The organism is Polaromonas sp. LjRoot131 (genome assembly GCF_964252805.1).
In the GTDB taxonomy this organism is placed as follows: domain Bacteria; phylum Pseudomonadota; class Gammaproteobacteria; order Burkholderiales; family Burkholderiaceae_C; genus Polaromonas.
In genome coordinates this window covers 794291-818908 of record NZ_CAXUPF020000001.1, presented here as the reverse complement: position 1 = coordinate 818908, position 24618 = coordinate 794291, and the positions used below count along the sequence as shown (strand labels likewise).

Here is a 24618-nt window from a genome sequence, read left to right as displayed (position 1 = left end):
AGTTATCCGTGTGGTGATTTATCAACTTCTAGAAGGAAAATCAATCATGGCAACTGCGAAAAAAGCACCGGCTAAAAAAGCGCCTGCAAAAAAGGCTGCTCCGGCAAAGAAAGTAGCTGCGAAGAAAGCAGCTCCTGCGAAGAAGGCTCCTGCGAAAAAAGCAGCGCCTGCGAAAAAGGTAGCCGCGAAGAAAGCAGCTCCCGCCAAGAAGGTTGCGGCCAAAAAGCCAGCAGCAAAAAAAGCGCCCGCCAAAAAGCGTACGCCCAATGCAGCGTTCATGAAAGCGCTGACCTTGAGCCCCGCACTGGCAGCCGTGGTCGGCGACAAGCCTCTGCCACGTACCGAGATCGTCAGCAAGCTGTGGGTTTACATCAAATCCAAGGGCCTGCAGGACAAGGTCAACAAGCGCATGATCAACGCCGACGAAAAACTGCGTGCCGTTTTCGGCAAGGCGCAAGTGTCGATGTTCGAGATGGCTGGCCTGATCGGCAAGCACGTCAAGTAATCGGCTTCTGCCGATTTCAAAAAGGCCGGTTTCACCGGCCTTTTTTTATGCACCCCGTATGCCGGCCTCCCGGCGCGGTGGCCACCCTCTGGCACGCATCCTGCATTAGTCCTTTGCCTTTGAAATACGCTTCATTAGCGGCGCAAGCGCCACTGTAGGCGTGCTGATGCCATAGGGTTACTGGGTAGCCCGCCGGTGGTGGCAGCGCCGAAAAATGATGCTAATGTTGCTAAGATAAAAAATTCCCCGCGGCACTGCCCCGGGCCAGACTGACCAGAACAATTTCTCCATGTTGATGCCACTGCATTTGAAGACGGAGGCGGCGGAAATTTCCGCGCGCCCCGCATGTCGCTTTCGCGACGGAAATTCCCTAGCCAGCGCTAAGCCTTGCCTTAGCATCCCGCGTTTCAGCTTTAGCATCCCGCGATAATGCTGCGCTTTATCTTTACCCGTCTGAGCCTGATCATTCCCACCTTTTTGGGGATGACACTGCTGGCCTTCTTCCTGATCCGCATGGTGCCGGGAGACCCGATCGAAACCATGGCGGGCGAGCGCGGCATCGATCCGGTGCGCCATGCCCAGTTGCTCAAGGAATTCGGCCTGGACAAGCCCGTTATGGTGCAGTACGGCATCTATATCGTCCGCGTGCTCAAGGGCGACCTGGGCAAATCGCTGATCACCCAGGAGCCCGTGCTGCGCGAGTTCCTCACGCTGTTTCCGGCCACCATCGAGCTGGCCGTCTGCGCGATCCTGTTCGCGCTGCTGATCGGCATACCGGCCGGCATCCTGGCGGCGGTGAAGCGAAACTCGATACTCGACCACGGCGTCATGGGGGTGTCCCTCACGGGTTACTCCATGCCGATTTTCTGGTGGGGCCTGCTGCTGATCCTGCTGTTCTCGGTGCAACTGGGCTGGACGCCGGTCTCGGGCCGGCTGTCGGTGCAGTACTTCATCGAACCCACCACGGGCTTTCTGCTGATCGACTCGCTGCTCTCGGAAGACAAGGGCGCGTTCTGGTCGGCGGCTTCGCACCTGATATTGCCCATGATCGTGCTGGGCACCAATCCGCTGGCGGTGATCGCGCGCATGACGCGCTCGGCCATGCTGGAAGTGCTGGGCGAGGATTACATCCGCACCGCACGCGCCAAGGGTCTTTCCAACCTGCGCGTGGTGGCCCTGCATGCGCTGCGCAACGCGCTGATCCCGGTGGTCACCGTGATCGGCCTGCAGGTCGGCGTGCTGTTCACCGGCGCCATCCTGACCGAAACCATTTTTTCCTGGCCCGGTGTCGGCAAGTGGCTGATCGAAGCCATCAGCCGCCGTGACTATCCCGTGCTGCAGGGCGGCATCCTGCTGCTGGGCGCCATCGTCATGGCCGTCAACCTGCTGGTGGACATCACCTACGGCATCATCAACCCACGCATCAGGCACCAGCGATGAGCACGGCCACCTTGAAACCCGCTACCGCCCCCGCGCCGCCGCACCCGCTGCGCGAATTCTGGAACTATTTCAGCGCCAACAACGGTGCCGTCATCGGCCTGGTCATCGTCATCGGCGTGCTGCTGCTCGCGCTCTTCGCGCCGCTGCTGGCGCCGCACGCGCCCAACATCACCAACAACGCCGTGTTCCTCAAGCCGCCGGCCTGGCAGACAGGCGGCTCCTGGACTTACCCCCTGGGCACCGACGCCATCGGCCGCGACATCCTCTCGCGCCTGATGTACGGCGCCCGGCTGTCACTGGTCATCGGCCTGGCCGTGGTGGCGCTGTCGGTCATCGTCGGCACGGTTCTGGGCCTCTTGGCCGGCTTTTTCCGGGGCATCTTCGAGATCGCGGTGATGCGCCTGATGGACATCATCCTGACCCTGCCCAGCCTGCTGCTGGCCATCGTGATCGTGGCCATCCTCGGCCCCGGACTGATGAACGCCATGCTGGCCGTGGCCATCGTCGTGCTGCCGCATTACGTGCGCATCACACGCGCCGCGGTGATCGCCGAGACCTCGCGCGACTACGTGACGGCCGCGCGCATGAGCGGCGCCAGCCGCATCCGCCTGATGTTCAGCGAGATCCTGCCCAACTGCACGGCGCCGCTGATCGTCCAGGCCTCGCTGGGTGTCTCGACCGCCATCCTGGACGCCGCGGCCCTGGGCTTCCTGGGCCTGGGCGCCCAGCCGCCCTCACCCGAATGGGGCACCATGCTGGCCGACGCCCGCGAATTTGTCCTGCGCGCCTGGTGGGTGGTCACCTTCCCCGGCCTCGCAATTTTGATCACTGTGCTGGCCTTCAATTTGCTGGGCGACGGACTGCGCGACGCGTTCGACCCGAAATTGAAACGCTGAAAGATTTCGTATGGCTTTGTTAGAAATAGAAAACCTCTCCGTCGAGTTCCCCTCGCAAAACGGCGTGATGCACGCCGTCGACGGCATCAGCCTGTCGCTTGAAGAAGGCGAAGTCCTCGGCATCGTCGGTGAATCCGGCTCCGGCAAAAGCGTCACCATGATGGCGCTGATGGGCCTGGTGGCCTACCCCGGCCGCGTGAAAGCCGACAAGCTGCGCTTCGCCGGCCACGATCTCCTCAAGCTGTCGCAAGGCGAGCGCAACAAGCTCATCGGCAAAGACGTGGCGATGATCTTCCAGGAACCGACGACCAGCCTGAACCCCTGCTTCACCGTCGGCTTCCAGATCACCGAAACCCTGCGCCTGCACCTGGGGCTGGACAAGAAAGCCGCCACGCGCAAGGCCATCGAATTGCTCGAACAGGTCGGCATCAACTCGCCCGAAAGCCGCCTCAAGGCCTATCCGCACCAGCTCTCGGGCGGCATGAACCAGCGCGTGATGATCGCCATGGCGATCGCCTGCAACCCGCGCCTGCTGATCGCCGACGAGCCGACCACGGCGCTCGACGTGACCATCCAGGCGCAAATCCTCGATTTGCTGCGCAGCCTGCAGAAAGAGCGCGGCATGGCCCTGGTGCTGATCACGCACAACATGGGCGTGGTGTCCGAAATGGCGCAGCGCATCGCCGTCATGTACGCCGGCCAGATCATGGAAGAGCAAAGCGCGCACGCCCTCTTCAACACGCCCCAACACCCCTACACCGAAGCCCTGCTGTCGGCCCTGCCCGAGCGCAGCGACGGCAGCGCGCGCCTGGCGACCATTCCCGGCATGGTGCCCGGCCTCTACGACCGACCCACCGGTTGCCTGTTCGCCCCACGCTGCGCCTATGCCACCGAGCATTCACGCAACGAGCGCCCGCTGCTGCGCGCCTGGAAGGACGGCATGGTGCGTTGCCACTACCCGCTCGGCGACCCGAGCCGCCAAGCCAACATCGAGCGCGACACACCGCTGGTGGAGGCCGCGCAATGAGTACCGCTGCCATCACCCCCAACACCGCCAACGCCGTGCCGGCGGGCCCCGTCGTCGAGGCCAAAAACCTCAAGCAGGTCTATGAGATCCGCCGCGGCTTCATGCGCAAGTCCGACCACCTGCAGGCGGTCGGCGGCGTGTCCTTCTCTGTCCACGCCGGCAAGACCCTGGCCGTCGTCGGCGAGTCCGGTTGCGGCAAGTCCACGCTGGCCCGCATGGTGTCGCTGATCGAAACCCCCACGGGCGGCGAACTGCGCATCACCGGCATCGACGCCGTGGGCGCCCCGCGTGAACAGCGCCTGGGCCTGCGCAAGGCCGTGCAGCTGGTGTTCCAGAACCCCTACGGCTCGCTGAACCCGCGAAAAAAAATCGGCGCCATCCTCGAAGCTCCGCTTGAGATCAACACCAGCCTGAACGCCGAAGAGCGCGCCCAGAAGGCCCGCGCCATGCTGGCCATGGTGGGCCTGCGGCCCGAACACTACGACCGCTACCCGCACATGTTTTCGGGCGGGCAGCGCCAGCGCATCGCCATCGCGCGCGCGCTGATGCTCAACCCCACCGTGGTGGTGGCCGACGAGCCCGTGTCCGCGCTCGACGTCTCCATCCAGGCCCAGGTGCTCAACCTGCTGGCCGACCTGCAGCAGTCCATGGGCCTGGCCTACCTGTTCATCTCGCACGACCTGGGCGTGGTGCGCCACATCGCCCACGACGTGCTGGTGATGTACCTGGGCCACGCGGTCGAGCAAGGCGAGAAGAACACCCTGTTCAACAAGCCCCTGCACCCCTACACCCAGGCCTTGCTGGCCTCCACGCCGGGCCTGGCCGGCAGCACCGGGGTCAAGCAGCGCATCGTGCTCAAGGGCGAGCTGCCCTCGCCCCTGAACCCGCCCACCGGCTGCGTCTTTTCGACCCGCTGCCCGCATGTCACCGACCGCTGCCGCGCCGAAAGGCCGCAGCTGCGCGAAGTTGGGGACCGGCAGGTGGCGTGCCACTATGCCGAAAACTTTCTCACTGCGTGACCTGAAACCATGCCTTCCCGCACCGGTTTCAGGCCACGTTTTTTAATGACCAGGGCGCACCACGTCACAAATGTGGTGCAAACTGGCCGCAAGCCCCGCTGCGAAGCAGCATCAACCTCCAAAGGGATCGTCAAATGATTCAGACCAAACCAAGTGCGAGCCGGCTCCGTCCGGTCCAGCGCGCATTGCTGTGCGCCGTTGCCCTGCCAGCGCTGCTGGCACTTTCACCCGTCTCCGCGAAGACGCTGGTGTTCTGCTCTGAAGGCAGCCCCGAAAACTTCTACCCCGGCGTCAACACCACGGGTACGTCGTTTGATGCCAACGAACCCGTCTACAACCGCCTCGTCGAATTCGAATACGGCGGCACCAAGGTCGTCCCCGGCCTGGCCGAGAAGTGGGACATTTCCGCCGACGGCAAGGAATACACCTTCCACCTGCGCAAGGGCGTGAAATGGCATGCCAGCAACAAGGCCTTCAAGCCGACGCGCGACTTCAATGCCGACGACGTGCTGTTCATGTTCGAGCGCCAGTGGAAGGAAGACAACGCCTTCTTCAAGGTCACCAGCCCCAACCACTCCTACTTCAGCGACATGGGCATGCCCAAGCTGATCAAATCGGTGGATAAAGTCAACGACCTCACCATCAAGATCACGCTGAACCAGCCTGAAGCGCCTTTCCTCGCCAACCTGGCCATGCCTTACGCGGCCGTCCAGTCCAAGGAATACGCCGACGCCATGCTCAAGGCCGGCACGCCGGAAAAAATCGACCAGGACCCGGTCGGCACCGGTCCCTTCTACCTGGTGCAGTACCAGAAAGACGCGGTCATCCGCTACAAGGCCTTCCCTCAGTACTGGGGCGGCAAGGCCAAGATCGACGACCTCGTGTACTCGATCACGCCTGACGCATCGGTCCGCTGGGCCAAGCTGCAGAAGAACGAATGCCAGGTCATGCCTTACCCCAACCCCGCCGACCTGGACGCGATCCGCAAGGATTCCAACGTCACCATCGTCGAGCAGGCCGGCCTGAACGTGGGCTACCTCGCCTACAACACGACCAAGAAACCGTTTGACGACGTGCGCGTGCGCAAGGCCATCAACATGGCGATCAACAAGAAAGCCATTGTTGACGGCGTGTACCTGAGCACCGGCGTCGCCGCCAAGAACCCGATCCCGCCGACCATGGCCGCGTACAACAACGCCATCAAGGACGACGAGTACAACCCCGAAGCCGCCAAGAAATTGCTGGCCCAGGCCGGTTTCCCCAACGGCTTCACCACCGACCTGTGGGCCATGCCCGTGCAGCGCCCGTACAACCCGAATGCCAAGCGCATCGCCGAGTTGATGCAGGCTGACCTGGTCAAGGTCGGTGTGACCGCCGAGATCAAGAGCTTCGAATGGGGCGAGTACCGCAAGCGCCTGCAGGCCGGCGAGCACCAGATGGGCATGCTGGGCTGGACCGGCGACAACGGCGATCCTGACAACTTCATGTACACCCTGCTCGGCTGCGCTTCGGCCCAGTCGGCCAGCGGTTCCAACATCGCCAAGTTCTGCTACCAGCCTTATGAAGACCTGGTCCTGAAAGCCAAGACCGTGACCAACCCTGCAGAGCGCATCAAGCTCTACCAGCAGGCCCAGGTCATCTTCAAGGAACAGGCTCCCTGGTTCACCATCGCCCACGCGGTGCAATTGAAACCCATCCGCAAGAGCGTGATCGGCTACAAGAACAGCCCGTTCGGCCGCCACAACTTCTACGCTGTGGACATCAAGGAGTAATCCTTCATGGTTTGAGGCCGCCTTGTCATGAGGCGGCTTTCCATAAAAAAAGGCCGGGGTGACCCGGCCTTTTTTTATGGGAGCTCAGGCAGGTAACAATGCCGCCACCTGGGCCGGCAAGCCGGCGGGTGCCGTGCAGTGGATGGTCCGCCAGCCCAGTTGCCGGGCCGCGGCGACATTGGCGGCCAAATCGTCGATGAACAGCGTGTCGGCCGGCACCAGCCCATAACGCTCGGCCAGCAGCGCGAAGATCGCCGGGTCGGGTTTGGCCAATTTCACGTCGCCGGAGAAGATGCCACCATCAAAGTAGCGCAGGAAGTCGTGCCGGCTTTCCAGGACTCGCGCAAAAGGCGATGGCATGTTGGAAAGGTAATAGAGCTGCACGTCGCCCCGGCTGCCGCGGCGCTGCTGCAACTGCTCCAGCAAAGCCACTGTGCTCTCAATGGGCAACAGGCGCTCCCCGATGGGCGCGAGAAACCCATGCAGCAAGTCGGCCGGCAAGGCCAGCCGCCGCGCCATGGACGCCACCACATCGGGCAACTCGCGCGTACCGCGGTCGAAGGCCGCCCAGTCCTCATGGTGGAACATGTCCGCCGCCAGCTTCCGGGCCGCCTCGGCCGTCGGCGTGACATGGCTCAGGTGGGTGCGTAAAAGCTCGGCCGGTTGCCACTCGAACAGCACCGCGCCGAAATCGAAGACCACGTTCATACCGTTGCTCTTTGCCGTTCGTGAACCAGTCCGCCGGATCAAAGACCCGAGCCGCCGGCGAGCCGCGCGGTAGCCGCCGTGGTGATCGCCGACAGCGTGCCGCGCGTGGTGATGACTTCGGGGTCCAGCGTCACCTCGATCACCGTGCCCTCTTTGCGTTCCAGGGCCGCCAGCAGCTCAGCTTCGAACTCGGCGGTGCGCGTGATGCGCACCCCGGCATAGCCGTAGGCACGCGCCAGGCCGGCGAAGTCGGGGTTGTTCAGGCGTGAACCACTTTCGTGCGTCGGGTACTCCCTTTCCTGGTGCATGCGTATGGTGCCGTACATGCCGTTGTTGAGCAGCACGATGATGCTTTTGGCGCCATGCTGCACGGCCGTGGCCAGCTCCTGGCCGTTCATCAAAAAGTCGCCATCGCCGGCAATCGTGAAAGCCGTGCGGCCCGTCGTGATGGCCGCCGCAATGCCCGCCGGCACGCCGTAGCCCATGGCGCCCACCGTGGGCGCCAGCTGCGTCTTGTGGCCCTTGACCAGGCCGTGGTGCTTGAAGAAGCGGTGCACCCAGCTCGCGAAGTTGCCCGCGCCGTTGGTCAGCACCGCGTCCGCCGGCAAATGCTTTTGCAGCAGGCCGACGATGGCCGGCATGTCGATGTCGCCCGGCAGATTGGCCGAAGGCGTGGGCTGGAGGTTCTCCAGGTAGTCCTCGTTCGCCGACGCCGTCCAGGCTTCCCAGGCCACGTTCACCGGCGCCGTCAGCACCTCCAACGAGCGCGCGGCGGCGTTCATCGTGGCGTTGATCGCCAGGTCGGCCTGGTAGACGCGGTTGAGTTCTTCGGCGCTCGAGTGGATGTGCACCAGCTTCTGCTTTGGCCGCGGCGCTTCAAGCAGCGTGTAGTTGCCGGTCGTCATTTCCCCCAGGCGCGGGCCTATGGCGATGATCAGGTCGCTGGCCTTCACGCGCGCGGCCAGCTTCGGGCTCAGGCCTATGCCCACGTCGCCGGCGTAAAGCGGGTGGTGGTTGTCAAAGGTGTCCTGGAAGCGGAAGGCATTACCCACCGGCAGCTTCCAGTTTTCGGCGAAGCGCTGCAGCGCCTGTGCCGACTGCGGCGTCCACCCGCCGCCGCCGGCGATGATCAGCGGGCGCTCGGACTTGAGCAGCATCTCGCGCAGCGTACGCAGTGAGCCCGGGTCGCTCCAGGCCTGCACCGCCTCCACGCGCGGCAGCGGCTGCGCGGCCGTCATGCGCGTCAGCATGTCTTCCGGCAGCACCAGCACCACCGGGCCGGGGCGGCCGTTCATCGCGGTGGCGAAGGCGCGCGCCACGTATTCGGGAATGCGGTCGGCGTCGTCGATGCGCTCCACGCGTTTGGCAAACCCCTTGGTGCTGGGGCCGAAGAAGTTGAAATAATCCACCTCCTGGAAGGCCTCGCGGTCGCGGCAGTCGCTGGCCACGTCGCCCACCAGCAGCACCATGGGCGTCGAATCCTGGAAGGCCGTGTGCACCCCAATGGAGGCGTTGGTGGCGCCCGGTCCGCGCGTGACCATGCACACGCCGGGCCGGCCGGTCAGCTTGCCGTGGGCCTCGGCCATAAAGGCCGCGCCGCCCTCCTGCCGGCAGGTGACAAACTGGATCTTGCCCTGGCGCGCATGCAGGCCGTCGAGCACGGCCAGGTAGCTTTCACCGGGCACGCCGAATGCGTGGGTAACGCCCTGGGCCAGAAGGCAATCGACTAAAAGGTGGCCGGCAAGTTGGGATGTCGTCATACAGACTATTGTGCCGCTGGAATGAAGCCCCCACGCTCCCCCACTTCGTGTGGATCGCTGCCCCCCGAGGGGGCGCTGCGCCTGCGGCCCGGCAAAGCCGGTTCCGCGGCCCCGGCTTGCATGAAGAGGGCCCAGCTTCGAGCGCTGTGCTTATTCAGGTGTGGCGGCGTCGCCATCGCTGCCGCCAGCGGCTAAGGCCTGGCGAGCCAGTTCCTCGTCGCTGAGCGGAGGGGCCGCTTCCAGGGCTGCCAGTTCGTCGAGGAATTCCTGCGTGGGTTCTTCGTGCTCGAGCAACACTTCCTCGAGCTTCTGCCGTCCGGTCTCGGCATGCACCGTGGGTGAACCAAGAATCGTGGGCGGCACGGGGAATGTTTCGCCAAGCTTGAATTTCAGCGCTTCGGATTTTTCTTCAACCCAGTGCGCAAAGTCACCGTCTTTGGGAGTGTCTGAATTGCTCATGGCGGCCTCCTTGGCTTGCAGTGCGGCGTGGGCGCGAATGGCCAAAGCCTGCTTCGTTCATTATGCGGCGACGGCGCCTGTAACGATAGTGCACAGACAATCCATCGTCCCGTGGCTTTTTCAATTCAGGGTTAACAGGCTTGCATTAATTCACCAAACAGTTAAATTTGCAACATGGCAGCCACTTCTTCATCCGCGCAGGAACCCCGCTCACGCGATGCGGACCGCTCGCAGCAAACCATACTCCTGGCGGCGCGCGACGAGTTCGCGCTCTACGGCCTGGCCGGCGCCCGGGTCGACCGCATCGCCGAGCGCGCCGACATCAACAAGCGCCTGATCTATTACTATTTCAAGAGCAAGGACGACCTCTTCCTCGCGGTGCTGGAGAACACCTACGCCGACATACGCGCGGCCGAGCAGAAGCTGCACCTTGACGAGATGGACCCGGTCGAGGCCATACGCGAGCTGGTCTCTTTCACCTGGCACTACTACCTCGAGCACCCCGAGTTCATCTCGCTGCTCAACAGTGAAAACCAGCACAACGCGGCGCACCTGAAGAAGTCCTCGCGCATCCAGGAAATGAACTCGCCGCTGGTGCAGATGCTGGACACGGTGCTCGAGCGCGGGCGCCGCCAGGCGCTGTTCCGGGCCGGCATAGACCCCATCCAGCTCTACATCTCGATTGCATCGATCTGTTACTTCTACCTCTCCAACAACCAGACGCTCTCGACCATCTTCGGGCGTGATCTGCGCGCCCCCAAGGCCATGGCCCAGCGCCTGTCGCACATGACGGACATGGTGCTCGGCTACGTGATGCACTGAGCGCCGGCCCGCACGCCGCCCACCCCCGGAGTTTCCCTAGGGGCCGTTGACAGTCCCCAGCTCAGCCTCAACAATTCACCATATAGTTACATACGGACGTGCCGGCCCGCGGCGCCATGCCGCATGGCAACCAGGAGACTTATCCGATGCTGCGCAAGTTGCTGCTGTTACCGGCACTCAGGCCCTTCCTGCTGATCATCCTGCTGCTGGTGCTGTGGGACCTGGCCATACGCGTCTTCAAGATCCCGGCCTACCTGATCCCCCGTCCCGAGCAGGTCGTGGAGCAGCTGGTGTCCGAATGGAACCGCCTGTTGCGTGAAAGCTGGAAGACCACCCAGGCCACGCTGGGCGGTTTCGCGCTCACCATCCTCATCGGCATTCCGCTGGCCATGGTGATCGCCTACTCCCGCGTCGTCGAGTCCTATGTCTACCCGCTGCTGGTGTTTTCGCAAAGCATTCCCAAGGTTGCGATCGCGCCGCTGTTTGTCGTGTGGTTCGGATTCGGCATCTTTCCCAAGATCATCTCGGCCTTCCTGCTGGGCTTTTTCCCGGTCGTGGTGTCCACCGTCATGGGTTTCAAGTCAGTCGAGCCCGACATGCTGGACCTGGCGCGCTCCATGGGCGCCAGCCGCCTGCAGACCTTTTTCAAGATCAGCCTGCCGCAAGCCCTGCCCGCCATCTTCAGCGGCCTCAAGGTCTCCATCACGCTGGCCGTGGTGGGTGCGGTGGTCGGCGAATTCGTCGGCTCGAACTCCGGCATCGGCTACGTGCTGCAGGTGGCCAACGGCAACTTCGACCTGCCGCTGATGTTCGCCGCGCTGGTGGTGCTGTCCTCCATCGGCGTGCTGCTGTTCGCGGCCATAGACCTGGTCGAGCGGCTGATGATTCCCTGGCATGCCTCGCAGCGCCAGGTGTTCTGAGCTCTTCCAGTCTTTCCCGTTCTTTTCGTTCGTTCACGCTCCCTATCCACGTTCAATCACCGGCAACCCCAGGAGACACATCATGAAAAAAAGCTTTCCCTCTTTGCTCACCGCCACCGCGGGCGCGCTGGCGCTGACCTTGACCCTGGCGGCCCCCGCGCAGGCGCAGACCAAGGCGCCCGAAAAAGTCACGCTGATGCTCAACTGGTACCTCTACAGCGAACACGCACCCTTTTTCCTGGGCAAGGAGCGCGGCTTCTACGCCGAGGAAGGCATAGACCTCGACATCCAGGAAGGCCGCGGCTCGGCCGTCACCGCCCAGGCCGTAGCGGCCAAGTCGGCCACCTTCGGCTACATCGACGTCACCACCATGATCAAGGCCGCCGCCAAGGGCGCGCCGCTCAAGTCCACCGGCGTGCTGTTCCAGGTGAGCCCCATGTCGGTCATGGGCTTTGCCGACAAGAACATCCGCTCGCCCAAGGACATCATCGGCAAGACGGTGGCCACCACGCCGGGTGACTCGATGTCGCAGATGTGGCCGCTCTTCCTCAAGGTCAACAACATCCAGGCCGACCAGGTCAAGATCGTCTCGGGCGACGGCCAGACCAAGCTCAATGCCGTGATGAACGGCCAGGCCGACCTGCTGCTCGGCTATGTGATGGATCAGGCCATCAAGCTGCAGGACGCCACCGGCAAGCAGGTCTACCCGATACGCTTCGCCGACTCGGGCATCAACCAGATCAGCTCCGGCATCATCGCCAACAAAAACCTGCTGACCGAGAACCCCGACCTGGTCAAACGCTTTATGCGCGCCTCGACACGCGCCGCCGAAGCCGCCGAGAAAAGCCCTGAAGCGGCCGTCGACGCGATGCTCAAGGCCAACCCCAAGGCCGGCGTGCGCGACACGCTGATCGTCGGCATGAAACAAAGCGTGGCGCTGTACCACACCAAGGAAACCGCCAACCAGCGCCCTTTCCGCGTCACCATGAAAAACGTCAGCGACTCGCTGGACCTGCTGGTGCAATACGGCGGCATGGATGCCTCCACGCGCGGCAAGCCGGAGGACTATGTGAATCTCGACTTTCTTCCAGCGAACTGAAGAAGAACTGAAGAAGGCGTATCGCATCCATGCTCAACGACCACCTGATAGAAGCCCGCGGTGTCTCCAAGACCTACCAGACCAAGGACGGCCCGGTCGAGTCGCTCAAGCCCCTGGATTTTTCGATACGCGAAGGCGAATTCATCTCCGTCGTCGGGCCTTCGGGCTGCGGCAAAAGCACGCTGCTGAAAATGGTGGCCGGCCTGCTGCCCATCTCGGGCGGCACGCTGACCCTGGCGGGCAAGCCCATTAACGGGCCGCAGAAAGACGTGGGCATCGTGTTCCAGAGCGCGGTGCTGCTGGCCTGGCGCACGGTGCTCAAAAACATCCTGCTGCAGGCCGAAATGCGCCATATGCCCAAGGAGCAGGCGCTGGCCAAGGCGATGCAGTTGATAGAGATGGCCGGCCTCAAGGGATTTGAAAACAAATACCCCTGGCAGCTGTCGGGCGGCATGCAGCAGCGCGCTTCGATCTGCCGGGCGCTGCTGCACGACCCCTCGGTCCTGCTGATGGACGAGCCCTTCGGCGCGCTGGATGCAATGACGCGCGAGAAGATGAACCTGGAGTTGCAGCGCATCTGGTCGGCTTCGAAAAAAACCGTGCTGCTGATCACCCACAGCATTCCCGAGGCCGTGTTCCTGTCCGATCGCGTCATCGTCATGAGCGAGCGGCCGGGTTCCATTGCCGCCATCTACGACATCGACCTGCCGCGCCCGCGCACGCTGGACATGATGGGCTCGCCCGAGTTCGCGGTCTATGCCGGGAAGGTACGCGCGCATTTCTATTCGCAGGGCACGCTGGACCACTGAAGCCGAACGCCATGGACGAGCCTCTTCGTTTCCGGATCGACGACATCCGCTTTTCCGAGCGCGACGTGGTGCTGCGCCTGCCCTTCCGTTTTGGCGCGGCCACCGTGACGTCCTGCCCCCAGGTCTATGCGCGGGCCCGCATACGCTTCACCGACGGGTCGACCTCTGAGGGATGCGCGGCGGAAATGATGATCCCGAAGTGGTTCGATAAAAATCCGGCCTTGTCCAACGAAGACAACTTCCAGCAACTGCGCGATGCGCTCACGGCCGCCCGCGCCGCCTACTGCGCCGATACCTCGGCCAGGACCGCCTGGCAGCACTTCGCCGATCACTACACCGCATTGCTGGCCAGCGGCGCGGCGGCCGGCCTGAACCCATTGGCCGCCAGCTACGGCCCCGCCCTGCTGGACCGCGCAATCCTTGACGCGCTGCTGCTCAAGCTCAATTGCAGCTTTGCCGCGGGCATGAGTGCCAATGCGGCCGGCATGGACCTGCGCGGCAGCGGCCTGGCCGCCGACCTGCGCGATTTCGACATGGCGCGCTTCCTGTCGCTGCAGATGCCGCGAAAACAGATCGCGGCGCGGCACACCGTCGGGCTGGCCGATGCGATCACCCATGCGGAAAAACCGGCACAGGATCCCGCCGACGGCCTGCCCACCTCGCTGGAGTCGGCCATCACGCGCTACGGCCACCGCCATTTCAAGATCAAGCTCAGCGGCGACACCGAAGCGGACATGGTGCGCCTGACGGCGATCAGCCACGTGCTGGAAGGCGTGGCGCGCGTCATCACGCTGGACGGTAACGAGCAATACGCCAGCGCCGGCGCCTTCGCCGACTTTTTCGCGCAGTTCACCGCCGACCCCCAACTCGCGCCGCTGCTGGCCTGCACTGCTTTTGTGGAACAACCGCTGCGCCGCGACCAGGCGCTGGCGCAGGACGTGTCGGCTCTGGCCAGGCAGATTCCCCTGCTGGTGGATGAATCCGACGCCACGCTGGACGCCTTTGTGCAGGCCAGGGCGCTGGGCTACACCGGTGTCTCCAGCAAGAGCTGCAAGGGCTTCTACAAGTCGGTCATCAACGCCGCGCGCTGCGCACTGTGGAACCAGACCTCGCCCGGCGCGCCCTACTTCCTCTCCGGCGAAGACCTGACCATGCAGGCCGGCCTGGGCGTGCAGCAGGACCTGGCGCTGGTCAGCTGGCTGGGCCTGGCGCATGTGGAACGCAACGGCCACCACTACGTCAACGGGCTGATGGCCGCCCCCGAGGCCGAGCAGCAAAACCTGCTGCTCGCGCACGACACGCTCTACGAGTACAGCTTCGACGCCGTGCGGCTGCGCATCAAGGGCGGGCAGATTCCCCTGGGCTCGCTCGACGGCCCCGGCTTCGCCACCGGCCAGGCCGGCGGCCATATTTCCTGGGACGCGATGCGTTCCGGCTACTAAACCTCCGCAACAAGGAAACACACATGAGCACACAACGACTCGGCATCATCATGCACGGCGTGACCGGGCGCATGGGCATGAACCAGCACCTGATCCGCTCCATCGTCGCGATCCGCAAACAGGGCGGCGTCACGCTTTCCAGCGGCGGCAAGGCGATGCCCGACCCCATCCTGATAGGCCGCAACGCCGAAAAGATCGAGGCCCTGGCCAAGGCCCACGGCATCACGCGCTGGGGAACCGACCTCGACGAGGCCTTGAAGAACAAGGACGACACGATCTTCTTCGACGCCGGCACCACGCAAATGCGCCCCACCCTGCTGGCCAAGGCCATACGCGCCGGCAAACACGTCTACTGCGAAAAACCGATCGCCACCAACCTCAACGAAGCCGTCGAGATCGCCCGCCTGGCCGAAAACTCCGGCCTGAAACACGGCGCCGTGCAAGACAAGCTTTTCCTGCCCGGCCTGCGCAAGCTCGACATGCTGCGCCGCGCCGGTTTCTTCGGCAAGATGCTGTCGGTGCGCCTGGAGTTTGGCTACTGGGTGTTCGAGGGCGACCTGCAGCCGATCCAGCGCCCCTCCTGGAACTACCGCACCGAAGACGGCGGCGGCATGATCCTGGACATGATGTGCCACTGGCGCTACGTGCTGGACAACCTGTTCGGCGAAGTCAAGTCCATTTCCTGCATAGGTGCCACGCACATCCCCCAGCGCTGGGACGAAGCCGGCAAGCCCTACAAGGCCACCGCCGACGATGCGGCCTATGCCACGGCCGAACTCACAGGCCACGGCGGCGAACCCGTCATCGCCCAGATGAACATGTCCTGGGCCACGCGCGTGAACCGCGAAGACCTGGTCACCTTCCACGTCGACGGCACACACGGCTCAGCCGTTGCCGGCCTCTCCTCTTGCAAGGCCCAGTCGCGCGTCAACACGCCACGCCCGGTCTGGAACCCGGACGAGAAGCAGACGATGAATTTCTCTGACCAGTGGCAGGAAGTGCCGGACACCCAGACCTACGACAACGGCTTCAAGATCCAGTGGGAACACTTCATTCGCCACGTGGTGGAAAACGAACCCTACAAGTGGACGCTGCCCGAAGGCGCCAAGGGCGTGCAGCTGGTCGAGGCGGCCCTGCAAAGCTGGAAAGAGCGGCGTTGGATCGACGTGCCGCAGCTCAAGGTTTGAAGGATTTCCCCCATGACGCTCACACTTACCCTGCCCCAGGCCAGCGGCGGCCTGCAGCCTTACACGCTGCGCGGCACCACGCCGGTCAGGCCCGCGCCGGGCACGCGTTTTAACCGCATCGCCTATTCCGCCGCGCATGTGGTGGCCGACCCGCTGGCAGCGGTCGACCCCTGGATCCATTGCGCCATCGACTGGGACGCCACCATCGCCTACCGCCGCCACCTGTGGTCGCTGGGCCTGGGCGTGGCCGAGGCCATGGACACCGCCCAGCGCGGCATGGGCCTGGACTGGCCGACCTCGCTGGAACTGATACGCCGTTCACTGGACGCCGCCAAAGACATGCCGGGTGCATTGGTGGCCTCCGGGTGCGGCACCGACCATCTGGTGCTGGAAAACGTCAAGACCGTCGACGAAGTCATCGCGGGCTATGAAGAGCAGATGGCCGCGATTGAAAAACTCGGCGGCAAGCTCATCGTGATGGCCAGCCGCGCACTGGCCCGCGTCGCCAAAAGCCCGGCCGACTACGAACGTGTTTACGACCGCATCCTGAGCCAGGCAAAACAACCGGTGGTGCTGCACTGGCTGGGCGACATGTTCGACCCGGCGCTGGCCGGCTATTGGGGCAGCGGTAATGTCGAAAAAGCCATGGATACCGCGCTCGGCATCATCAACGCCAACCCCGACAAAGTCGACGGCATCAAGATCTCGCTGCTCGACAAGGACAAGGAAATCACCATGCGTCGCAGGCTTCCCGCAGGCGTGCGCATGTACACCGGCGACGACTTCAACTACGCCGAGCTGATTGCCGGCGACGGTGTCGGCAAGGAGGCGACGCACGGCCAGAGCGATGCCTTGCTGGGCATCTTTGATGCCATCGCACCGGCCGCGAGCGCAGCCCTCGGCGAACTCGCCAAAGGCAATGTCGACGCCTTTCACGCCATCCTAGGCCCCACGGTACCGCTGTCGCGCCACATCTTCGCCGCGCCCACGCGCTTTTACAAAACCGGCGTGGTCTTCATGGCCTGGCTCAACGGCCACCAGAAGCACTTCACGATGGTGGGCGGCCAGCAGAGCACGCGTTCGCTGCAGCATCTTGCGGAACTGTTTCGCCTGGCCGATGCGGCCGATCTGTTGGAGCAACCCGAGTTGGCGGTGCGACGCATGAAGACATTGCTCGCGATACATGGCGTCGAGGCCTGATACCCAAAGGCAGCGATGCGCGACTTTTCCCAAGACCACCGCTGGCTCTCCATCAACACCGCGACCGTGCGCAAAAGCCGGGGCGTCGAGCAGCCACTGACGGAGATCCTCGAAGCCTGCGCGGCGCGTGGCATACGCGCGGTCTCGCCCTGGCGCGACCAGGTGGCCGCAGCCGGACTGTCGGTAATCTCAAAACTCGTCAAAACCCACGGACTTGAACTTTCGGGTTACTGCCGGGGCGGCATGTTTCCCGCGGCCGATGCGGCCGGCCTCAAAGCGGCGCATGACGACAACCGCCGCGCCGTCGACGAGGCCTGCGAACTGAACGCCGCCTGCCTGGTGCTGGTGGTGGGAGGCCTGCCCGGCGCGCTGGCCGGCAAGGCGGCGCACAAGGACATCGCGCTGTCGCGCAGCCAGGTGCATGATGGTATTGCTGCCTTGCTGGAGTACGCCAGGGCCAGCAAGATGCCGTTGGCCATCGAACCGCTGCACCCCATGTATGCGGCCGACCGCGCCTGCATCAATACCCTGGAACATGCGCTCGATGTCTGCGATGCGCTCGACCCTTCAAAGACAGGCGCGCTGGGTGTCGCGGTGGATGTGTATCACGTGTGGTGGGATCCGAAGCTGGAAGCCCAGATCCGGCGCGCCGGCAAGGAGCGGCTGCTGGCCTTTCACGTCTGCGACTGGCTGACGCCGACGACGGACCTGCTCAACGACCGCGGCATGATGGGCGACGGCGTCATAGCCATCCCGACAATCCGCGGCTGGGTGGAAGCCCAGGGCTTTGCAGGCTACAGCGAGGTGGAGATTTTTTCAACCGGCAACTGGTGGCAGCGCGATACGGGCGAGGTGCTGGAGACCTGCATCGCAAGGCACCGCAGCGCGGTATGAGCGGTGCGCGGCTCAGGGTGTGTGGGCCGTCATGCGGCCCGCCACCTTGAAACGGCCGCCGCCCTGCGGCGTGAGCACCACCATCTCGCCTGTGTCCGGCGATATGCCGGTCAGGGCGGCAATGGTCGAGCCGTGCGACACCATCACCGTATTGCCGTTGAGGGGTTTCTGGCCGGCCAGGGGCCGAAGGCCGGCCAGTTGCCGGTCGGCCTCCGCACTGCGGCCAAAGAGATTGCCCAGGGCCGGCGCCAGTTCGGGTTTTGTCCCGAAGGCCAGCTTCGCCGTCTCGATGGACCGGCACCACGGACTGGACAGCAACCGCCCGACGACAACGCCGTGCTGGCGGAAGGCTTCGCCCAGTTGCCGCGCACGCGCGCGGCCTTCATCGCTCAGGTTGCGTTGTGTACTGCAATCGTCGAGCTTCATACCGTCGGGGTCGCCGACACCGGGCGTCGTCAGGGCATGCCGGATCAGCACCACCTGGCCGCCGCCCTTGAGCAGCGTCCACAAGGCTTCATCCGCCAGTGCGAACGGCGCCCACACCAGCGCCGCCGCCAAGGCCAGCAAGCGAGAAGTTCGGCTCAGGGTCATAGCGCCAGCTCCATGGGTTTTCGGCCATGCTACGCCGCGCCATTTGCCCCTGTGATACGGTGGGGCACTCAGACGCCGCGACCTGACGACATGACCCTTGATTTTCTGGCTTCTTCGCCCACCGTTGCGCGCCGGCTGATAGGCGCCATCCTGCTGGTCGACGGGGTCGGCGGGCGCATCGTCGAGACCGAGGCCTACGACCGTGAGGACCCAGCCTCGCACAGCTTTTCCGGACCGACGCCGCGCAACGCGGTCATGTTCGGCCCGCCGGCCCATGTCTATGTCTACCGCTCTTACGGCATCCACTGGTGCCTGAACATCGTCTGCCGTGAGGAAGGCCACGGCGCCGGGGTGCTGATACGCGCCATCGAGCCGCTGGCCGGGCTGGACCAGATGCGGCAGCGGCGCGGGCTGGACGATGCGCGCCTGCTGTGCGCGGGGCCCGGGCGGGTGGGCCAGGCGCTGGGGATTACGCGTGAGCACAACGGCCTTAGCATCACCTTGCCGCCTTTTGAACTGCTGCACGCGGCCGGACGGCCGCGCATCGTCAGCGGCCCGCGCATCGGCATTTCAAAGGCCATGGAGCAGCCCTGGCGCTTCGGGCTGGAAGGCTCACGCTTCCTGAGCCGGCCTTTCCGCTAGAACCGGAATGGCTAAGGCCATCGCCCAATGTTTGGCCGGCTTGTCTAGCGGAAGCGGTAGGACACCGCGATATAACCAGTGTCCTGCGTGCGGCGGCTCAGCAGCGGGCTGTTACGCACCGACGAATCCAGCCACTTGCGGCGCAGCTGCATGGTCAGCGTCCACGGTTCGCCCAGCGGCACGTCCACCCCCAGGCCCAGCACAGGCGCGGTGGAAGCACCCGCGCTGTACACCGAGAAGCCGCTGGCGGCCGACTCCGCCGCGCTGACGCCGTAAAGGTAGTTGTTGTATTGGGCATTGCTGTATTCCAGCCCCACCTGCGGAAAGAAAGACCAGCTTCCGAGCTTGAACTCCGCCGCGTAGGTGGCCTCCAGCAATGTTCCGTGCGACTTGTTCGCGTCGACAAAGGCGTTCAGGAACAGCGCGCCGTAAGGCGTTTCCTGGAAGGTGCCTATGCCCAGCGGGATCGGTGTCTTGCGATCCTTCAGGCCCGACAGCGCAGCGGTGTCGGCGCGCCAGCCGTCCTGGCTGACACGGCCCGCGAACTCCAGGTAGCCGTAACCGAATTTCACGGTCTTCAGGCTCAGGGTGTCCACGCGCACGGCGAGGCGGCCGTAGTCAAAAAAACCGTAGGGCAGCAAACGGGTCTCGTTGCCCTTGCTGCGGATCACGCTCTGTGTGCCGTAGACGGCGCCGCCGATGTCGCCGCTCAGTTCGTACTTCAGCGGCGCGATCTGCGCGCCGGCCAGCATGGGCAGCAGGCACACGGCACCCAGCAGGGCACGAGCTAAAAAGGCCGTCGCGTACCGGGTGTGGCTCATAAAAATCAGTATAGGGCTGGCCTCCCGTTCAAGCCATCGGAGCACGCAAGTCCACCCCAAAACCGTTGCTGCCGCGCACACAGGCCGCGACCTGGCCAGGTTTCTAGACGGCCGTCGGCACCTGGCCTGCGGCCGGCAGCACCGTACGGCGCACGCGGCGCACATTGAAGGCGCTGGCGATCAGCACAGCCTGCATCAGCGCCAGGCCCAGCAGCACGCCGCGGTACTGGCCGTGGTCCATCATCGCGCCGAAGACCAGCGGCGACACGGCCTGGCCAATGTCCAGGCCCGCATACACCACGCCGTAAACCCGGCCCGAGGCGTTTTCGGGCGTCGAGCGCTTGACCAGCAGGTCGCGCGAAGGCCCGGCAATGCCCGAGGCAAAGCCCATGATGCCGAACAGCACCGGCACCACCCATGCCGGGTAGCTGCCCAGGGCCAGCAGCAGCGCGAACACGGCCGCCACGCCAAAGCCTATGCCCACGATGCGCTCGCAGCGCGCCGGGTCGGACGCGAGAAAGCCGCCGAACACCATGCCGCCGGCGCTGCACACCATGTAGATCGTCAGGCACATGGCGACCAGCGGCAGCGGCACCTCGTGCAGGTGGCGCGCGGCTTCGGGCGCAAAAGCCTGCACCACGCTGAGCACGATGGCGTACCAGAAGAAAAACGCGAAACACATCCAGACCGCGGGAATCTTCAGGAAACCCAGCGAGCTGTCGGCCGCCGGTGCGCCCTTGGCCGGGGCCGTCACGGCCAGCGTGAGCTTGTCGCGGTTGAAGACCAGCACCGCCAGCACAACAAAGGCCAGCACACCCGCGCAGGCCAGCGCCACGCGCCAGGAAAACGCGAAGGTCAGCGGCACCAGCATGGCCGGGGCCAGCGCCCAGCCCAGGCTGCCGGTGATGCCGTGCACGCTGTAGGCATGGCCCAGGCGCGGCGCGCTGACCTTGCGGTTGAGCAGCGTGTAGTCGACCGGGTGGAAGACGCCGTTGCCGATGCCGGCCATCACGGCAAAGCCGGCCATCATCCAGTAGCTGGTGCTGATGGAATAGCCGAAAGCCGCCAGGCCCAGCAGGGTCAGGCCGCCAAAGAGAATGGGGCGCGGGCCGAAACGGTCGACCACAAAACCCGAAAACGCCTGCACCGCGCATGAAACAACGAAGAAAATCGTCATCAGGAAGCCGAGTTCGGCGTAGCTGACGTTGAAGGCTTCCTTGAGCCAGGGAAACAGCGGCGCCAGCAGCAGCTGGCTGAAATGGCTGATCAGGTGGGCCGTGCCGACCAGGCCGATCACGCTGGCGTCCTGCTTGAGGGAAATCGCGTTGCCGGCGGTCGCGGCCGCAGTGCTTGAAGTATTCATGGCGCTATCGTAGTATTGGTCCAGTCTGCTGAAATGCGACAAATAGCCATGATTCATCGAATTTCAGACAAAACCACCCGAGTGGTCATTGACCATGCGCGTAGCCCCGGCCTTCGCTTCATGCCGGTGGGCGACACCGACAGCTTCACCCCCAGCCCGAAGCGGCCTGTGCGCGTACGCGCCCGCTCCATGCCGGCCGACACCCACTTCGAACCGCACTCTCATGCCTGGGCGCAGCTGGCCTATTGCGCCACCGGCGTCGTGCAGGTCACCGCCGAGAGCGACGGCGCCGGTGGCGAAATCACCTACATCGTGCCGCCCTCGCGCGCCGTGTGGATCGCGCCCGGAGCGCAGCACCACATCACTGTGCTGGAGGCCGCCGAGTTCCGCACCCTCTACATCGACGCCAGCGCGACGCCCAAGGGCTGGAGCGGCTGCCGCGTGCTGGTGGTGTCGCCGCTGCTGCGCGAATCGATCAGCGCTCTCGACGCCGCTTCGCCGGAGCGCCCCCTGGCGCCGTCGCGCGAACAACTGCTGAGCGGTCTGGTGCTGGACGAGCTCACGCACGCCGATATCCAGGCGCTGGGCGTGCCCATGCCACATCCGCAAACCGGCGACAAGCGGCTGCGCGCCCTGTGCGAAGCCGTGCTGCGCGCGCCGGCCCAGCGCGCCACGCTGGCCGAATGGGCGGCCGACATCGGCGCCAGCGAGCGCACCGTGGCCAGGCTGTTCCGCGACGAACTGGGACTGAGCTACCAGCAGTGGCGCCAGCAGGCCATCCTGGCCCACGCCCTGCCCCTGCTCACACGCGGGCAATCGGTCAGCGCCGTGGCGGCGGCCAGCGGTTATGCGAGCGACAGCGCCTTCACCGCGATGTTCAAGGCCGCCATGGGGCAGCCGCCCAGCCACTTCCAGAAATAAGCCTGACCCTAGAGGTCCCGGGCCGCCTGCCACAACGCCGGCTTCCCGACAGTCGCGTACCAGGCCAGAAAGCGCTTGCGCTGGCTTTCGAAAGGCTCGGTCAGCGGTTGCCGCGGGTCCTGGCTCAGCGCATAGGCCATGCCTTCGACGAACCACTGCGGCTTGAACAGCAGGCGCAAAGTGCCGATGCGCTCAGCCTGCGCGTAGTGGATCAATTCATGGCGCACAAAATAAGATTCCCACGCGCGCGGACCTATCACCGTGCCCCAGGTGCCCAGGGTCACCGCGGCGCGCCCACCGAGGCCGAACGTGTCGGCACAGGCTTGTGACGAACAAAAGATGACGCGGGGCTTGCCTTTGAAGGAGCCCAGCAGTTCCGGCACAAAAGCCATGCCCTCCGCGTAGAGGCCGGCGGCCTGCACCATGCGGGTGGGGTCGTCAACACAGACCGAGGCGTTCAGGCAGTGCAGGCCCATCAGCCTCGGCGCGAGCACCCGCACGGGCTTGACCGCGAACCAGGTGACCAGCGGGACAGCCACCAGCATCAGCAGCAGGCGGGTTTTGACGGAGGGACGGCCCAGGCGCATGCGATGGTCAGCCATGGAGCCCGGGCATGCCGCGGTCAGCGGCCCTCGAACGCGGCGTTCAATCGGCGCAGCAAAGGCTTGTTGAGCTCACGGGTGTGCCGGTTCCAGCGCTCCATGGCGCGCTGCAGTTCGACCTGCAGGCGCGCGCTGGTCGCCGTGTCGCCGCTGATCGCGGCCCAGATGGCGTATTCGGCGCGGCTTTCAAAGCTGCCGAAACGCTCCACGGCGGACTCGAACTCCGCCCTGGCGTCGCTGGGCCTGCCGGCGCCCGCAAAAGCCTGGGCCAGCAGCAGCGAGATTTGCTCCGCCCGGAAGGCAGGGTCGGTTTTGCGGATGAATTCCAGGTGGGTGACGGCCTCGGCATAGCGCTCGCAGGCGAAATAGGCGCGCGACGCGCCCAGCCTGATTTCCAGGTCGGAGGCGAACGGCCCCTTGAGGCAGGCGTCGTAGGTCTGGGCGGCTTCCAGGGGCTGGCCGGCCTCCAGCAGCGCGGCGGCCAGGCGCATCTGGTTCTGGGCGGTCGGCGTGTAGTCGAAGGCGGCATGCGCCTCCTTGAGTTCCCGCGTCGGATTGAGCGTCTTCGCTGCGGCCGCCACCACCTTCCGTGCGCCGCGCTCCAGCCGCGAGTCCGGCAGGTAAATCGCCACAAAATAAACGATGCTGCCCAGCAGGGGGAAAGAGAACAGGATGATCAGCCAGTACAGCTGCTGGCCGCTGCGCAGGGCGTGGACGGCGAAAAACACCGCCACAAAAAAATGAAGTCCCAATCCGACAAAAGGCATGGTTCACCCCTCCAGGTTATTTTGGGGGCCATTCTAAGGGGGTGCCATGACGGCTGCCCCCTGCTTTCGACCGCCGGTGGGGGTTGCGGGGACGACCGGTAGCAGGCGCTCAGGACAGGCCGTCGATGCCGCCATCCTTGTGCCAGTAGCCGCTGGCCATCAGGCGCTCCCGCACCATGGCGCGCGCCCGGTGCAGCCGGCTCTTGACCGCGTCCACACCCAGGCCCAGATGCTGGGCCACCTCGGGCGCCGTGAGTTCATCCACGTCGCGCAGGATCAGCACCTCGCGATAGGCCTCGGGCAAGGCGGCGATGGCGCGGCTCAAGTCCAGCCTCAGGTCCAGGGGCAGCGCCGGCGCGGCGACGGCCTCCACGTCGGCGCCCTCCTGGGCCTGCGCGGCACCGCGGCCGCGAAACAGGCGAAAGCATTCGCGCTCGACGATGCGAAACAGCCAGACGGCAAACGTCGCCGCGGTTCGCAGTGCGCCTATCTTGCGGTAAAGCTGCCACAGCGCGGCCTGCACCGCATCTTCGGCATCCTCGGCGGAGGAACAGGTCCGGCGCGCAAAGCGTTTGAGGTCCGGCTGGCACTGCGTGAGCAGCTGGGCGATGGCCTGGGTGTCGCCGCCTCGGGCGGCGTCGACCAGCTGGGGGCTGGCTTTCATGGCTTGCCTTTGGCCGCGGGCTTGCGTCCGACCAGCGCGCAGGCGGGGCAGAAACCGATCACGCCGGTTAGCCCCATGGCCAGCGCGCTGCCCAGCGCCAGCGCCACAGGCCAGCCGGCCGGCAGCCACAGCAGGCCGGCGCAGGCCAGCAGCAGCGCGCCGCCCAGGCGAAAAGCCCGTTCCCAGGCGGGAAGGTTGCGTTGCAGGAAAAACATCAGGAACTCCTTGTTGGTGGTGAATGCTGACAAAGAGGCCTGCCGGTGCTGAAAGGGTTCGTTTTTTTCAAAA

At 64.7% G+C, this 24618-nt stretch carries 26 protein-coding genes; 16 read left to right on the top strand and 10 right to left on the bottom strand.

Annotation, left to right across the window (positions count from 1 at the left end; genetic code table 11):
* Nucleotides 1-46 precede the first annotated feature (46 nt).
* The 6 genes from ACSQ27_RS03925 to ACSQ27_RS03900 all read left to right on the top strand — a co-directional run bounded on the left by ACSQ27_RS03925 (nucleotide 47) and on the right by ACSQ27_RS03900 (nucleotide 6659).
* On the top strand, nucleotides 47-505 hold the full coding sequence (locus ACSQ27_RS03925; protein ID WP_122956824.1) for an SWIB/MDM2 domain-containing protein: 459 nt from the start codon (nucleotides 47-49) through the stop codon (nucleotides 503-505).
* A 429-nt stretch (nucleotides 506-934) separates the two neighbouring features.
* Nucleotides 935-1945, top strand: coding sequence for an ABC transporter permease subunit (locus ACSQ27_RS03920; RefSeq protein WP_436154163.1), 1011 nt, complete (start codon nucleotides 935-937; stop codon nucleotides 1943-1945).
* The gene (locus ACSQ27_RS03915; RefSeq protein ID WP_436154162.1) at nucleotides 1942-2841 is read left to right on the top strand and encodes an ABC transporter permease subunit; all 900 of its coding nucleotides are present in this window, start codon (nucleotides 1942-1944) and stop codon (nucleotides 2839-2841) included. Before ACSQ27_RS03920 ends, ACSQ27_RS03915 begins: the two co-directional genes overlap by 4 nt.
* Before the next feature lie 10 nt (nucleotides 2842-2851).
* A complete protein-coding gene (locus ACSQ27_RS03910) occupies nucleotides 2852-3868 on the top strand; it encodes an ABC transporter ATP-binding protein (protein ID WP_436154161.1) in 1017 nt (338 codons plus the stop codon).
* A complete protein-coding gene (locus ACSQ27_RS03905) occupies nucleotides 3865-4887 on the top strand; it encodes a peptide ABC transporter ATP-binding protein (RefSeq protein WP_436154160.1) in 1023 nt (340 codons plus the stop codon). The genes ACSQ27_RS03910 and ACSQ27_RS03905 overlap by 4 nt, the downstream gene beginning before the upstream one ends.
* Before the next feature lie 134 nt (nucleotides 4888-5021).
* Nucleotides 5022-6659, top strand: a complete 1638-nt coding sequence (locus ACSQ27_RS03900) for an ABC transporter substrate-binding protein (RefSeq protein WP_436154159.1) — start codon at nucleotides 5022-5024, stop codon at nucleotides 6657-6659.
* 84 nt (nucleotides 6660-6743) lie between these two features.
* Here the strand turns inward: ACSQ27_RS03900 and ACSQ27_RS03895 are convergent, their stop codons facing one another.
* The 3 genes from ACSQ27_RS03895 to ACSQ27_RS03885 form a co-directional block, all read right to left on the bottom strand.
* A complete protein-coding gene (locus tag ACSQ27_RS03895; RefSeq protein ID WP_436154158.1) occupies nucleotides 6744-7367 on the bottom strand; it encodes an HAD family hydrolase in 624 nt (207 codons plus the stop codon).
* A gap of 38 nt (nucleotides 7368-7405) precedes the next feature.
* On the bottom strand, nucleotides 7406-9127 hold the full coding sequence (locus ACSQ27_RS03890) for a thiamine pyrophosphate-binding protein (protein ID WP_436154157.1): 1722 nt from the start codon (nucleotides 9125-9127) through the stop codon (nucleotides 7406-7408).
* A gap of 150 nt (nucleotides 9128-9277) precedes the next feature.
* Nucleotides 9278-9586, bottom strand: coding sequence for a hypothetical protein (locus ACSQ27_RS03885; protein ID WP_436154156.1), 309 nt, complete (start codon nucleotides 9584-9586; stop codon nucleotides 9278-9280).
* A gap of 174 nt (nucleotides 9587-9760) precedes the next feature.
* On the opposite strand from ACSQ27_RS03885, the gene ACSQ27_RS03880 reads away from it, so the two are divergent.
* The 8 genes from ACSQ27_RS03880 (at nucleotide 9761) to ACSQ27_RS03845 (ending at nucleotide 17959) form a co-directional block, all read left to right on the top strand.
* Complete coding sequence (locus ACSQ27_RS03880; protein WP_436154155.1) at nucleotides 9761-10408, top strand: TetR family transcriptional regulator; 648 nt, start codon at nucleotides 9761-9763, stop codon at nucleotides 10406-10408.
* 146 nt (nucleotides 10409-10554) lie between these two features.
* Nucleotides 10555-11328 (top strand): ABC transporter permease, encoded by a 774-nt coding sequence (locus tag ACSQ27_RS03875; RefSeq protein WP_436154154.1) that lies wholly within the window; start codon nucleotides 10555-10557, stop codon nucleotides 11326-11328.
* 82 nt (nucleotides 11329-11410) lie between these two features.
* Complete coding sequence (locus ACSQ27_RS03870; RefSeq protein ID WP_436154153.1) at nucleotides 11411-12427, top strand: ABC transporter substrate-binding protein; 1017 nt, start codon at nucleotides 11411-11413, stop codon at nucleotides 12425-12427.
* Between the two features lie 29 nt (nucleotides 12428-12456).
* Nucleotides 12457-13236, top strand: coding sequence for an ABC transporter ATP-binding protein (locus ACSQ27_RS03865; protein WP_436154152.1), 780 nt, complete (start codon nucleotides 12457-12459; stop codon nucleotides 13234-13236).
* Between the two features lie 11 nt (nucleotides 13237-13247).
* Nucleotides 13248-14678: an enolase C-terminal domain-like protein gene (locus ACSQ27_RS03860; RefSeq protein WP_436154151.1), complete on the top strand. Its 1431-nt coding sequence runs from the start codon at nucleotides 13248-13250 to the stop codon at nucleotides 14676-14678.
* Between the two features lie 23 nt (nucleotides 14679-14701).
* Nucleotides 14702-15865 carry a Gfo/Idh/MocA family protein gene (locus tag ACSQ27_RS03855; protein WP_436154150.1) on the top strand — a complete coding sequence of 388 codons (1164 nt, stop codon included), beginning with the start codon at nucleotides 14702-14704 and terminating at the stop codon, nucleotides 15863-15865.
* Nucleotides 15866-15877: 12 nt separating this feature from the next.
* Nucleotides 15878-17065 (top strand): dihydrodipicolinate synthase family protein, encoded by a 1188-nt coding sequence (locus ACSQ27_RS03850; RefSeq protein WP_436154149.1) that lies wholly within the window; start codon nucleotides 15878-15880, stop codon nucleotides 17063-17065.
* A 15-nt stretch (nucleotides 17066-17080) separates the two neighbouring features.
* A complete protein-coding gene (locus tag ACSQ27_RS03845; protein ID WP_436154148.1) occupies nucleotides 17081-17959 on the top strand; it encodes a sugar phosphate isomerase/epimerase family protein in 879 nt (292 codons plus the stop codon).
* A 12-nt stretch (nucleotides 17960-17971) separates the two neighbouring features.
* Here ACSQ27_RS03845 and ACSQ27_RS03840 read toward each other — a convergent pair whose 3' ends face one another.
* Complete coding sequence (locus ACSQ27_RS03840; protein ID WP_436154147.1) at nucleotides 17972-18550, bottom strand: histidine phosphatase family protein; 579 nt, start codon at nucleotides 18548-18550, stop codon at nucleotides 17972-17974.
* A 90-nt stretch (nucleotides 18551-18640) separates the two neighbouring features.
* Between ACSQ27_RS03840 and ACSQ27_RS03835 the strand changes: the two genes are divergently transcribed.
* A complete protein-coding gene (locus ACSQ27_RS03835) occupies nucleotides 18641-19192 on the top strand; it encodes a DNA-3-methyladenine glycosylase (RefSeq protein ID WP_436154146.1) in 552 nt (183 codons plus the stop codon).
* Nucleotides 19193-19236: 44 nt separating this feature from the next.
* On the opposite strand, the gene ACSQ27_RS03830 is transcribed toward ACSQ27_RS03835, so the two are convergent.
* Both ACSQ27_RS03830 and ACSQ27_RS03825 read right to left on the bottom strand, forming a co-directional pair.
* Nucleotides 19237-20013, bottom strand: a complete 777-nt coding sequence (locus ACSQ27_RS03830; RefSeq protein WP_436154145.1) for a MipA/OmpV family protein — start codon at nucleotides 20011-20013, stop codon at nucleotides 19237-19239.
* Nucleotides 20014-20116: 103 nt separating this feature from the next.
* Nucleotides 20117-21376 (bottom strand): MFS transporter, encoded by a 1260-nt coding sequence (locus tag ACSQ27_RS03825; RefSeq protein WP_436154144.1) that lies wholly within the window; start codon nucleotides 21374-21376, stop codon nucleotides 20117-20119.
* A gap of 48 nt (nucleotides 21377-21424) precedes the next feature.
* On the opposite strand from ACSQ27_RS03825, the gene ACSQ27_RS03820 reads away from it, so the two are divergent.
* On the top strand, nucleotides 21425-22297 hold the full coding sequence (locus tag ACSQ27_RS03820; protein ID WP_436154143.1) for an AraC family transcriptional regulator: 873 nt from the start codon (nucleotides 21425-21427) through the stop codon (nucleotides 22295-22297).
* Nucleotides 22298-22305: 8 nt separating this feature from the next.
* Here ACSQ27_RS03820 and ACSQ27_RS03815 read toward each other — a convergent pair whose 3' ends face one another.
* The 4 genes from ACSQ27_RS03815 to ACSQ27_RS03800 form a co-directional block, all read right to left on the bottom strand.
* Complete coding sequence (locus ACSQ27_RS03815) at nucleotides 22306-22899, bottom strand: hypothetical protein (protein WP_436154142.1); 594 nt, start codon at nucleotides 22897-22899, stop codon at nucleotides 22306-22308.
* A 20-nt stretch (nucleotides 22900-22919) separates the two neighbouring features.
* Nucleotides 22920-23666, bottom strand: coding sequence for a hypothetical protein (locus tag ACSQ27_RS03810; RefSeq protein ID WP_436154141.1), 747 nt, complete (start codon nucleotides 23664-23666; stop codon nucleotides 22920-22922).
* A gap of 109 nt (nucleotides 23667-23775) precedes the next feature.
* Nucleotides 23776-24330, bottom strand: coding sequence for an RNA polymerase sigma factor (locus ACSQ27_RS03805; RefSeq protein ID WP_436154140.1), 555 nt, complete (start codon nucleotides 24328-24330; stop codon nucleotides 23776-23778).
* Complete coding sequence (locus ACSQ27_RS03800) at nucleotides 24327-24545, bottom strand: YgaP-like transmembrane domain (protein WP_436154139.1); 219 nt, start codon at nucleotides 24543-24545, stop codon at nucleotides 24327-24329. Before ACSQ27_RS03800 ends, ACSQ27_RS03805 begins: the two co-directional genes overlap by 4 nt.
* Between the last annotated feature and the right edge of the window lie 73 nt (nucleotides 24546-24618).

Coding starts and splice junctions, on each gene's coding strand:
- ACSQ27_RS03925 (WP_122956824.1), top strand. CDS start 47: ATGGCAACTGCGAAAAAAGCACCGGCTAAAAAAGCGCCTGCAAAAAAG.
- ACSQ27_RS03920 (WP_436154163.1), top strand. CDS start 935: ATGCTGCGCTTTATCTTTACCCGTCTGAGCCTGATCATTCCCACCTTT.
- ACSQ27_RS03915 (WP_436154162.1), top strand. CDS start 1,942: ATGAGCACGGCCACCTTGAAACCCGCTACCGCCCCCGCGCCGCCGCAC.
- ACSQ27_RS03910 (WP_436154161.1), top strand. CDS start 2,852: ATGGCTTTGTTAGAAATAGAAAACCTCTCCGTCGAGTTCCCCTCGCAA.
- ACSQ27_RS03905 (WP_436154160.1), top strand. CDS start 3,865: ATGAGTACCGCTGCCATCACCCCCAACACCGCCAACGCCGTGCCGGCG.
- ACSQ27_RS03900 (WP_436154159.1), top strand. CDS start 5,022: ATGATTCAGACCAAACCAAGTGCGAGCCGGCTCCGTCCGGTCCAGCGC.
- ACSQ27_RS03895 (WP_436154158.1), bottom strand. CDS start 7,367: ATGAACGTGGTCTTCGATTTCGGCGCGGTGCTGTTCGAGTGGCAACCG.
- ACSQ27_RS03890 (WP_436154157.1), bottom strand. CDS start 9,127: ATGACGACATCCCAACTTGCCGGCCACCTTTTAGTCGATTGCCTTCTG.
- ACSQ27_RS03885 (WP_436154156.1), bottom strand. CDS start 9,586: ATGAGCAATTCAGACACTCCCAAAGACGGTGACTTTGCGCACTGGGTT.
- ACSQ27_RS03880 (WP_436154155.1), top strand. CDS start 9,761: ATGGCAGCCACTTCTTCATCCGCGCAGGAACCCCGCTCACGCGATGCG.
- ACSQ27_RS03875 (WP_436154154.1), top strand. CDS start 10,555: ATGCTGCGCAAGTTGCTGCTGTTACCGGCACTCAGGCCCTTCCTGCTG.
- ACSQ27_RS03870 (WP_436154153.1), top strand. CDS start 11,411: ATGAAAAAAAGCTTTCCCTCTTTGCTCACCGCCACCGCGGGCGCGCTG.
- ACSQ27_RS03865 (WP_436154152.1), top strand. CDS start 12,457: ATGCTCAACGACCACCTGATAGAAGCCCGCGGTGTCTCCAAGACCTAC.
- ACSQ27_RS03860 (WP_436154151.1), top strand. CDS start 13,248: ATGGACGAGCCTCTTCGTTTCCGGATCGACGACATCCGCTTTTCCGAG.
- ACSQ27_RS03855 (WP_436154150.1), top strand. CDS start 14,702: ATGAGCACACAACGACTCGGCATCATCATGCACGGCGTGACCGGGCGC.
- ACSQ27_RS03850 (WP_436154149.1), top strand. CDS start 15,878: ATGACGCTCACACTTACCCTGCCCCAGGCCAGCGGCGGCCTGCAGCCT.
- ACSQ27_RS03845 (WP_436154148.1), top strand. CDS start 17,081: ATGCGCGACTTTTCCCAAGACCACCGCTGGCTCTCCATCAACACCGCG.
- ACSQ27_RS03840 (WP_436154147.1), bottom strand. CDS start 18,550: ATGACCCTGAGCCGAACTTCTCGCTTGCTGGCCTTGGCGGCGGCGCTG.
- ACSQ27_RS03835 (WP_436154146.1), top strand. CDS start 18,641: ATGACCCTTGATTTTCTGGCTTCTTCGCCCACCGTTGCGCGCCGGCTG.
- ACSQ27_RS03830 (WP_436154145.1), bottom strand. CDS start 20,013: ATGAGCCACACCCGGTACGCGACGGCCTTTTTAGCTCGTGCCCTGCTG.
- ACSQ27_RS03825 (WP_436154144.1), bottom strand. CDS start 21,376: ATGAATACTTCAAGCACTGCGGCCGCGACCGCCGGCAACGCGATTTCC.
- ACSQ27_RS03820 (WP_436154143.1), top strand. CDS start 21,425: ATGATTCATCGAATTTCAGACAAAACCACCCGAGTGGTCATTGACCAT.
- ACSQ27_RS03815 (WP_436154142.1), bottom strand. CDS start 22,899: ATGGCTGACCATCGCATGCGCCTGGGCCGTCCCTCCGTCAAAACCCGC.
- ACSQ27_RS03810 (WP_436154141.1), bottom strand. CDS start 23,666: ATGCCTTTTGTCGGATTGGGACTTCATTTTTTTGTGGCGGTGTTTTTC.
- ACSQ27_RS03805 (WP_436154140.1), bottom strand. CDS start 24,330: ATGAAAGCCAGCCCCCAGCTGGTCGACGCCGCCCGAGGCGGCGACACC.
- ACSQ27_RS03800 (WP_436154139.1), bottom strand. CDS start 24,545: ATGTTTTTCCTGCAACGCAACCTTCCCGCCTGGGAACGGGCTTTTCGC.